Origin of the sequence: Acinetobacter sp. WC-141 (assembly GCF_000313935.1) — a bacterium.
Lineage (GTDB): Bacteria > Pseudomonadota > Gammaproteobacteria > Pseudomonadales > Moraxellaceae > Acinetobacter.
The window spans coordinates 71,842-81,393 of record NZ_AMSS01000088.1; the positions used below are offsets into that span (position 1 = coordinate 71,842).

General features: G+C 38.3%; 5 protein-coding genes and 1 pseudogene. 4 read left to right on the top strand and 2 right to left on the bottom strand.

What is annotated here, in order from left to right:
* Window positions 1-116 precede the first annotated feature (116 nt).
* Together ACINWC141_RS17570 and ACINWC141_RS17575 are read right to left on the bottom strand one after the other, a co-directional pair.
* Window positions 117-2,354 (bottom strand): NADP-dependent isocitrate dehydrogenase, encoded by a 2,238-nt coding sequence (locus ACINWC141_RS17570; protein WP_009393692.1) that lies wholly within the window; start codon window positions 2,352-2,354, stop codon window positions 117-119.
* A 398-nt stretch (window positions 2,355-2,752) separates the two neighbouring features.
* Window positions 2,753-4,456 (bottom strand): M61 family metallopeptidase, encoded by a 1,704-nt coding sequence (locus ACINWC141_RS17575; protein ID WP_009393616.1) that lies wholly within the window; start codon window positions 4,454-4,456, stop codon window positions 2,753-2,755.
* 170 nt (window positions 4,457-4,626) lie between these two features.
* Between ACINWC141_RS17575 and ACINWC141_RS17580 the strand changes: the two genes are divergently transcribed.
* From ACINWC141_RS17580 to ACINWC141_RS17595, 4 genes and pseudogenes are all read left to right on the top strand, one after another.
* Window positions 4,627-5,946 (top strand): D-alanyl-D-alanine carboxypeptidase PBP6B, encoded by a 1,320-nt coding sequence (locus ACINWC141_RS17580; RefSeq protein WP_009393456.1) that lies wholly within the window; start codon window positions 4,627-4,629, stop codon window positions 5,944-5,946.
* A gap of 100 nt (window positions 5,947-6,046) precedes the next feature.
* A complete protein-coding gene (locus tag ACINWC141_RS17585) occupies window positions 6,047-7,333 on the top strand; it encodes an NAD(P)/FAD-dependent oxidoreductase (RefSeq protein WP_009393578.1) in 1,287 nt (428 codons plus the stop codon).
* Between the two features lie 135 nt (window positions 7,334-7,468).
* Window positions 7,469-7,951, top strand: a complete 483-nt coding sequence (locus tag ACINWC141_RS17590; protein WP_003650377.1) for an FKBP-type peptidyl-prolyl cis-trans isomerase — start codon at window positions 7,469-7,471, stop codon at window positions 7,949-7,951.
* 116 nt (window positions 7,952-8,067) lie between these two features.
* Window positions 8,068-9,510 (top strand): annotated as a pseudogene (locus ACINWC141_RS17595) (cryptochrome/photolyase family protein).
* Window positions 9,511-9,552 lie beyond the last annotated feature (42 nt).

Consider the following 9,552-nt stretch of genomic DNA (forward strand, 5'->3'; position numbering starts at 1 on the left):
ATCTAAATTTTCAAAGCTCACCTAGGTGGGCTTTTTTAATGCCTTTTATTTTTATAAAAATAAAAAAGCCGGTGTATAAACACCGGCTTTTGAGCTATTTACTAACGAATTAGTAATTAAGCTTCAACAGTTGCAAGAGCTGCATTAAATGTAGCACTTGGACGCATTACAGCATCTACTTTTGCTTTATCAATTGCATAGTAACCACCGATGTCAGCTGGTTTACCTTGTACTTGAGCAAGTTCAGCAACAATCTTCTGTTCTTCTTCAGCTAAAGTTTTTGCAAGAGGAGCAAATTTAGCTTTTAACTCAGCATCTTCGTCTTGTGCAGCAAGCGCTTGAGCCCAGTAAAGTGACAAGTAGAAATGGCTACCACGGTTGTCAATCTCCCCTGTACGGCGTGATGGTGACTTACCATTGTCAAGTAACTTGTCAGTCGCTTCATCAAGAGTCTTCGCAAGCAACTTAGCACGAGCATTATTTTCTTTAATACCCATTTCTTCTAAAGAAGCCGCTAAAGCAAGGAACTCTCCAAGTGAATCCCAACGTAAATGGTTTTCTTCAACAAGCTGTTGTACGTGTTTTGGCGCTGAACCACCTGCACCAGTCTCGTACATACCACCGCCCGCCATAAGCGGAACAATGGACAACATTTTTGCAGAAGTACCAAGTTCCATAATCGGGAACAAGTCAGTTAAGTAGTCGCGTAAAATGTTACCAGTCACAGAAATAGTATCTAGACCACGTACTACGCGTTCAAGTGTGTAACGCATTGCACGTACTTGAGACATAATCTGGATATCAAGACCAGTCGTGTCATGATCTTTTAAGTACTTTTGTACTTTTTTGATCAATTCATTTTCGTGTGGACGGTACGGGTCAAGCCAGAAGATTGCAGGCATGCCTGAGTTACGTGCACGAGTTACTGCAAGTTTTACCCAGTCACGAATCGGAGCATCTTTAACCTGACACATACGCCAGATATCGCCTTCTTCAACATTTTGAGTCAATAACACTTCACCAGTGTCAAGATCGGTAATGTTTGCAATACCAGCTTCTGAAATTTCAAAAGTCTTGTCGTGAGAACCGTATTCTTCAGCTTTTTGAGCCATCAAACCAACGTTCGGTACAGTACCCATAGTCTTCGGATCGAAGTTACCATGCCACTTACAGAAGTTGATCATTTCTTGGTAAATACGGGCAAATGTTGATTCTGGCATAACGGCTTTAGCATCATATTGCTTACCATCAGCACCCCACATTTTACCACCAGCACGGATCATTGCTGGCATAGAAGCATCAACGATGATGTCGTTTGGTGAGTGGAAGTTAGTGATGCCTTTTGCCGAGTCAACCATTGCAAGTGCAGGACGGTGTTCTTGACAAGCATGTAAGTCTTCAATGATTTCTTCACGTAATGACGTTGGAAGAGTTTCGATTTTCTCGTATAACCCAGCCATACCGTTATTAACGTTAATACCTAATTCGTCAAATAACTTACCATGTTTTTCGAAAGCTTCTTTGTAATAGATTTTCACACAGTGACCGAAAACAATCGGGTGTGAAACTTTCATCATTGTCGCTTTTACGTGTAAAGAGAATAAAATTCCTGCTTCTTTACAATCATCAAGTTCTTTTTCATAGAAATCACAAAGTGCTTTCTTGCTCATGAACATTGAGTCAATAATTTCGCCTTCTTGAAGCGCAACTTTTGGCTTAAGAACAATGCTCTTACCACTGTTCGTGATAAGTTCCATTTTCACATCACGTGCGCGATCAAGTGTCATTGATTTTTCGCCATGGTAGAAGTCACCTTCTTCCATATGTGAAACGTGAGTTTGTGACCACTGTTTCCACTCGCTCATTGAATGAGGGTGTTTTTTCGCATAGTTTTTAACTGCTGCTGGAGCACGGCGGTCAGAGTTACCTTCACGAAGGACAGGGTTTACTGCTGAACCAAGGCACTTACCATAACGAGCTTTGATTGATTTTTCTTCTTCGGTTGCAGGATTTTCCGGATAATCAGGAATTGCATAACCTTTTGATTGAAGCTCTTTGATACATGCAGTTAATTGCGCAACAGACGCACTAATGTTCGGGAGTTTGATAATGTTAGTATCTGGATCTTGTGTAAGACGACCAAGCTCTGCAAGGTTGTCGGATACCTTTTGCTCTTCACTTAGGTAATCAGCGAATTCTGCGAGCACACGTGCAGCTACAGAGATGTCACTTTTAATAATCTCGATGCCAGCTGGCTTAGTAAAGGTCTCAATGATCGGCAGTAGCGAATAGGTCGCCAATAGTGGCGCCTCGTCAGTCAGTGTGTAAATAATAGTTGACTTTTCACCAGCCATATATAGCCCCTTCCGTTTGATTGAGTGTTGAGGACCGAGCTTTTGACCCAGTGCCTACGAACCGATATGCTTAAATAAAACCCTGAGAGTATCGGCTCTCATTGCCTTCCAGTCAACGAAATATCCAGTGATAACGACATTTCGCAATGAAATAATACATAATTCAAATGTATAGATAATTTTCTGATATCTAAGTCATTGTAATACGCATATACAGATTACATTTTAGACATTAAACATCATTAAAATACATGAGATATCTTTCAGTGTTCTGACAATTATTATACTTTTCATTCAAAATAAACTCAAAGGTAAATCGGATTTCACCATTGGGAAGTACATAAAAGTAAAAACCGATGTGCAAAACATCGGTTTTTTATAAACTATTTAGCTTTAATTTAAGCTTTTAACCATTTTTCAGTTTTAGCTTGATCTTCAACGATGAGTTCAACTTCAGTTAAATCAGTTGTAGTGCAATCGACTTCAAAAGATATTAACTCATCACGACGGAAAGCAAAGACAGTATACGTACCACCTTGTTTTGAATATTTCTCAATAAGCTTGGTGGTCGCTTTTAAACCATCAATTGCAACAATCACATCATTGGCAGAAATACCTGCTTTCGCTGCTGCACTATCACGGCGAGCACTTTGCACAAGCACACCTTCTGGTTTATCGACAAGTTTTAAGCCTAATGGCAAAGATTTATCGGTTTTAACTCTATAGCTTAAGCCAAATTCAGGAAACAATTGATCAAGCGGTAATTCATCAGTCGTGTTAATCAAATGATTAATTTGTTCAATCCAATTATCACCCGTTAGTTCTTTACACAAATCAAAAATGGTTCTTTCATTTACTTGCATACCATTTTGAGTATTTTCATATAATCGACGCATTAAAGCATCAAGACTAGAACCACGTAGACGTAAACCTAAATCTAGGCACAACGCAACTAAAGCACCTTTATTGTAATAACTGGTGCCTGCGTTATTTGAGTTCTCATCTTGACGATAAAATTTAATCCATGCATCAAAACTTGATTCAGCAACGGTTTGAACAAAACGGCCCGGGTTTTGCAAATAACGGTCAATTTGTGCTTTAAGTAAATCAAGATAAGACTTCTGAGAAATTACGCCACTACGCAATAAAATCAGGTCATCATAATATGAAGTAAAGCCTTCAAATATCCAAAGCAAAGAAGTGTAGCCTTCTTGATGCAAATTATAGTTTGCAAAGTTTTCTGGACGGATAAACTTTACCAACCATGAATGAAAATATTCGTGACTACATAAGCCTAAAAAGCGTTGATAATCTTTAGAAGGTTCAGTTGGTTCATTCGATTTTGGCAAATCTTCGCGTGGTGTAATCAGACTGGTGCTATTGCAGTGTTCTAAACCACCATAACTATTCCCGGTTGCCATCGTCATAAAGGTATAGTTTTTAAATGGCGCTGAACCGAACATATTTATTTCGGCTGCACAAATCTTTTCAATGTCGGCTTTTAAGCGCTCCGTATTGGCATTATGTGGGCCGGAAATTACAAACTCATGTTCAATGCCATGTGTTTCAAAATTAAAGCGTGTTTGATCAGCCAACTCAAACGGGCTATCAATCAGTTGATCATAATGATCAGCTTTTAAAGTAAAGCGACCTTTGACTAGGCTTTTTGAGGCTAAGCCTGTTGCTAACTGAAAATGCTTTAATTCATCTGGCAAGAAAACTTCGACTTCACAAGCAGACTGTTCTTGCCCTTCTAATGCTAAACATACACACGCCGGATTAATATATAAGCGCGTCTGGTCTACATAGGCACCGCGTACAGACAAATCATATGCATAAACATCATATTCAATTGTCATTAATTCATGATCTGTATTAAATAAACGCCAACGATTTTTGCTCGTTTTTTTAATATCCAGCATACGTCCTGCTTCATCATAAGCTTTAACGGATTCAATGTGTTTTGAGAACTCTCGAATTAGATAACTACCCGGAATCCACGTTGGCAGCCACAGCTCCTGATTCGGATTGGCTAAAAAACGAATTGTTACGTGAACAAGGTGCTGTTTGTAATCATCGAACTCAATTTGATAATGCAACATAAATTCTTCAATTTAAAATAAGAACGGCTTCACATTAGCTTAGCATTTTTTTATATCGTCTTGCGTAGATGTATTTTTTGGCAACAATTCCCACTAGCCTTCCACGAAAAAAAGGCATAGCATGCTGTGCATCTGTGCCCCGTATTTGCTCGTAAAAGTTAAGGTCATCCGTGAAATTTTTTCTATCTCTTTTTACCCTCTTCAGTATTTTTTGCACTACCCTAACCAATGCTGCGTTACTCAATATTGCACCTGAAAGTGTAGAAGCCGCAGCATGGACTATTGTAGATACTCAATCGGGTCAAATCATTGCCGAGCATAATAGCCATGTGCAACGCGCACCAGCATCTTTAACAAAAATGATGGTTGCTTATATTGCTTTAAAAGAGATTAAAGCTGGAAGGCTTAAAAAAGAAGAAATCATTACTGCAACGCCGGTGGTTGGTGTGGTGCAGTGGGATGAATCACAAATGTATCTTAAAGCTGGTGAACAAATTTCAGTTGATCAGTTATTAGCAGGTTTAATTGTGATGTCGGCAAATGATGCAGCTGTGACTTTAGCTGAAAAAATTTCTGGCGATGTTCCTCACTTTGTACAACGTATGAATCAGGAAGCTCAAGCGTTGGGCATGAAAGATACTCACTTTAGTAATCCTCCCGGGATTACAATGCCGGATCATTACACCACAGCGCATGATTTAAGCTTATTAGGTCAGGCTGTAATTAAACAAACTCCTGAATATTTACATTATTCAAAAATGCCAAGCTTTAGCTACAACCAACGTTTCCATCATGCGACTAACCTTGCACTGAAATATGACCCATCTGTTGATGGCTTAAAAACGGGTTACACGAAAGCAGCGGGTTATAATTTGGCATTAACGGCATCTCGTCCTTCATTTTCATCTGACTTAGCTCAAAGACGTTTATTGGTGATTGTTTTAGGTACACCGAGTGCGGTAAAACGCGCTGAGATCGCAGATAAATTAATGAATCTTGCTTATGCCTATACACGCGATGAAGTCATTATTCCTGAGCAAAAAATAATTGCCGAACTGCCTGTTGTAAAATCGACTTTAAAAATGTTTAAGGTAGCAACAAAGCAACCGACAATTGTCACGACGTCTTTATATGCTGACCCAGCACCGATTGACTTAAATACTTTTGATAATGTGACTCAACGCGTTCAAGTGCTTGATAGCAACCTGCAACCAAAGGTTATTGCTCCACTTGAAACGACACAAACACGTGTAAATATTGAACTCAATGAAAAACAGTTAACTGCGCCATTAATGAAAGTCATGAGTTTGGCAACAGTATCTATTTATCAAAACAACCAGCTTATCCGTAGTCTTCAAATTGAAGATAACGTGCATATTGAAGAAGCCAATATTTTCCAAAAAATCATGATGTGGTTTTCTAGCCTTTTCTCTATTTTTTCATCGAGTGAACATAGTGCCGCAAAACTCTACCCTGTAGATTCGCACTAAAAACATCAAATTGTGCACAGACGCACAATAAATTTTATAAAAAAAAGATGGCATAATTCAGCCATCTTTTTTTTTATAGAAAAATAATTAGGTGATAAAAATGACCCAAAATTTACATCATATTGTAATTGTTGGTGGTGGTGCTGGAGGCTTAGAACTGGCGACACAACTGGGTGAAACTTTTGGGAAAAATCGTAAAGCGAAGATTACGTTAATTGACCAAAACCTAACGCATATCTGGAAACCTTTACTTCATGAAATTGCTGCTGGATCTTTAAACCCACACGAAGAACAAACTAATTATTTTGCACATGCAGAAAAGCATCATTATGAATTTGTGCTTGGAACCTTAACCGGGGTCAATAAAGATAAAAAATTAATTGAGTTAATTCCCCCTCAAGTGTCTAAAGATCAACAGAATCATCCGCAAGAGCTCAGTTATGACACGCTTATTTTAGCGCTTGGTTCAGTATCAAATGATTTTAATACCACAGGTGTGCGTGAAAACTGTCATTTCCTCGACAGCAGAAAGCAAGCCGATGTTTTCCAGCAAGACTTATTACATCTTTATATTGAAGCTCAAAATCAGCCAAATCAGCGGACTTTAAATATCGGAATCGTTGGGGCTGGAGCAACTGGTGTAGAACTTGCAGCCGAATTAATTGAAACAACAAAAAACTTTTATAAATATGGCTTAAAAAAGATTCATCCTAACCAAGTTAAAATTACACTCATTGAAGCATCTGAGCGCATTTTACCTGCGCTGACCGATAAAACTGCTGAACACAGTGCCGAGCAACTCAAAAAAATGGGCGTTGAAATTTTAACTCAACATCGCGTTGAAAAAATTGATAAGCATTGCATCTATTTTAGTAATGGTAACCAATTAAAAAGTGATATTACGGTCTGGGCTGCGGGCGTAAAAGCACCTAAAGTACTAGAAAACTTTACTGATTTTAAACGCGATAACATTAACCGTTTAATGGTCTATGCAACTTTACAAACTTATTCCGATCCAAATGTTTTTGCCTTTGGTGACTGTGCGCATTGCCAACTTGATGCGAGACAACCTCCACTTGGGCCGCGTGCACAGGTTGCAAGCCAGCAAGCGAGCTTTTTAGTCGATGCGATGGCAGCTCGATTAAACAATCGTTCACAACCTATGTTTACCTTTAACGACAAAGGTTCTCTCGTGTCTTTAAGTCGTAATAAAGCCGTTGGAGAATTACTGGGCGATGTAAGTATACAAGGCTATATTGCCAAAACCATGTATGTATCTTTATATCGTTTACATCAAGCAACAATTCATGGATACACTCAAGCTGGACTACTCACAATGAAAGATTTACTTACAAGACGTGTACGTCCAAAAATTAAGCTGTATTAAGTTGAATTTTTTAAATTCATCCCTATTTATATAAAAACGCATCAGAAAAAGTGACAAAGATTAAGATTTTGTAGTCTACAAAATTTATTTTTCACTTTATGATGTACGCTTTAATTGATTGAATGGATCAAAAACATGACTGCTATTGCAAATAACCACGTGGTTTCATTCCACTACAAATTAACAAACGCTGAGGGTGAAACACTTGATCAATCTCAAGGTGAACCACTTGCCTATTTGCACGGTGCAGGCAATATCATTCCTGGTCTAGAAAATGCATTAACAGGTAAAACTGTTGGTGAAAAATTTACTGTTAATGTACCAGCAGCTGAAGGTTATGGCGAATACAACCCAGACCTAGTACAAGAAGTTCCAGCTCAAATGTTCCAAGGTGTTGAAAACATTCAACCTGGTATGCAATTCCAAGCGCAAACAGATGACGGCGTTCAGATCGTAACTGTTAAAGCAGTTGAAGGCGACAACATTGTTGTTGATGCTAACTTCCCACTTGCTGGTCAAGATTTAACTTTTGAAGTTGAAATCGTAGAAATCCGTGAAGCTTCTGAAGAAGAATTAGATCACGGTCACGTACACGGTGCGGGTGGTCATCACCACTAATTCATCTTTCAAGATAATAAGAGCAAAGCTTCGGCTTTGCTTTTTTTATGTATTTATTTTATATAATATTTTGATAATAAACCTCTAACTCACTCAACATTATAAGGGTAGCTTTCATGTCAAACGTAAATCAGCTGATTTGGTTTCGTCAGGATTTGAGAGTTCGGGATCATGCTGCCTTATGGCATGCCTGCCAGCAAGGACCTTCGATCGGGTTAATTATTTTGTCGCCTGAATAGTGGAAAATACATCGCGATGCGCCTATAAAAATTAATTTCTACTTACTTCAGCTTCAACAACTTAAAAAAGAATTAGAACAGCTTAATATTCCACTTATCATTCAAGTCATTCCCTACTGGCAAGATATTGCAGATTATATTTGCGAGCTTACACATCAACTTCATATCGAAAATGTTTACTCAAATATAGAAGTCGGTGTGAATGAATTAAAAAGAGATAAAACTGTACAACAAGCTTTGAATCAGCAGAATAAAGAACTTTTTTTATTCCATGACCGTACCATTTTTCCTTTACGTTCCATTCGCAATCAGTCACAGCAACCCTATCAAGTTTTCGGTGCATTTAAAAAAGCATGTTATTCGAAACTAGATATAAGTGGTTTGCCTCAGTGCTATCCCATTCCCGGAAAGCAAACAGCCAATCCCGAGTCTGATTCAAATATCAAAAGTTTAGGTCTAGAAGATATTGAAGCTTTTTTCGACTCATCTGTTTCTAAAGAGCAACAAGACCTATGGCCGACTGGAGAAGATTATGCTCTGGAGCAGCTCGATTTATTTATTGAAGATCATTTATCTCATTATAAATCAGAACGTGACTTTTCAAATGTAAAGGGAACTAGCCAACTTTCTCCGTATTTAAATCTTGGAATTTTGTCTATTCGTCAATGCTTACAAGCCCTTTTTCGAGCTGAGCATGGCAACTTCCATCTTGCAAACGAAGGTCAGCAAACATGGTTAGATGAGCTTCTTTGGCGCGAGTTTTATCAACATATTTTGTTTGATTTCCCAAAGGTTTCTAAGCACTATCCTTTTAAACAAAATATGCAAAATATTAAATGGGAAAATAATCAAGCGCACTTATTGGCTTGGCAAACTGGCCAAACAGGTATACCGATTATCGATGCAGGTATGCGTCAGCTACAAAAAACAGGATGGATGCATAATCGCGTCCGCATGATTACCGCTATGTTTTTGTGTAAAAACTTACTCATCGATTGGCGAATAGGTGAACAATGGTTTATGCAGCATTTAATTGATGGTGATTTAGCGGCGAATAATGGTGGTTGGCAATGGTGTGCCTCAACTGGAACTGATGCTGTACCCTATTTCCGAATTTTTAACCCTATTGCTCAATCTAAGAAATTTGATCCAAACGGTGACTATATTCGTCAATGGGTGCATGAGTTAGCTCATCTAGACAATAAAATGATTCATGAACCCTACTCAATCAAAACTCCTCTTCAGTTGAATTATCCAAAGCCAATTGTTGATTTAAAAGAAACTCGTATAAAAGCAATTGAAACATACAAGAACATTTAGATGCCACTTCAGTCTTTTGTGTTTATTTTTGATTAAAAAAAT

Excerpts from the sequence above, each read along its gene's own strand:
- ACINWC141_RS17570 (WP_009393692.1), bottom strand. The coding sequence starts at position 2,354 with ATGGCTGGTGAAAAGTCAACTATTATTTACACACTGACTGACGAGGCG.
- ACINWC141_RS17575 (WP_009393616.1), bottom strand. The coding sequence starts at position 4,456 with ATGTTGCATTATCAAATTGAGTTCGATGATTACAAACAGCACCTTGTT.
- ACINWC141_RS17585 (WP_009393578.1), top strand. The coding sequence starts at position 6,047 with ATGACCCAAAATTTACATCATATTGTAATTGTTGGTGGTGGTGCTGGA.
- ACINWC141_RS17590 (WP_003650377.1), top strand. The coding sequence starts at position 7,469 with ATGACTGCTATTGCAAATAACCACGTGGTTTCATTCCACTACAAATTA.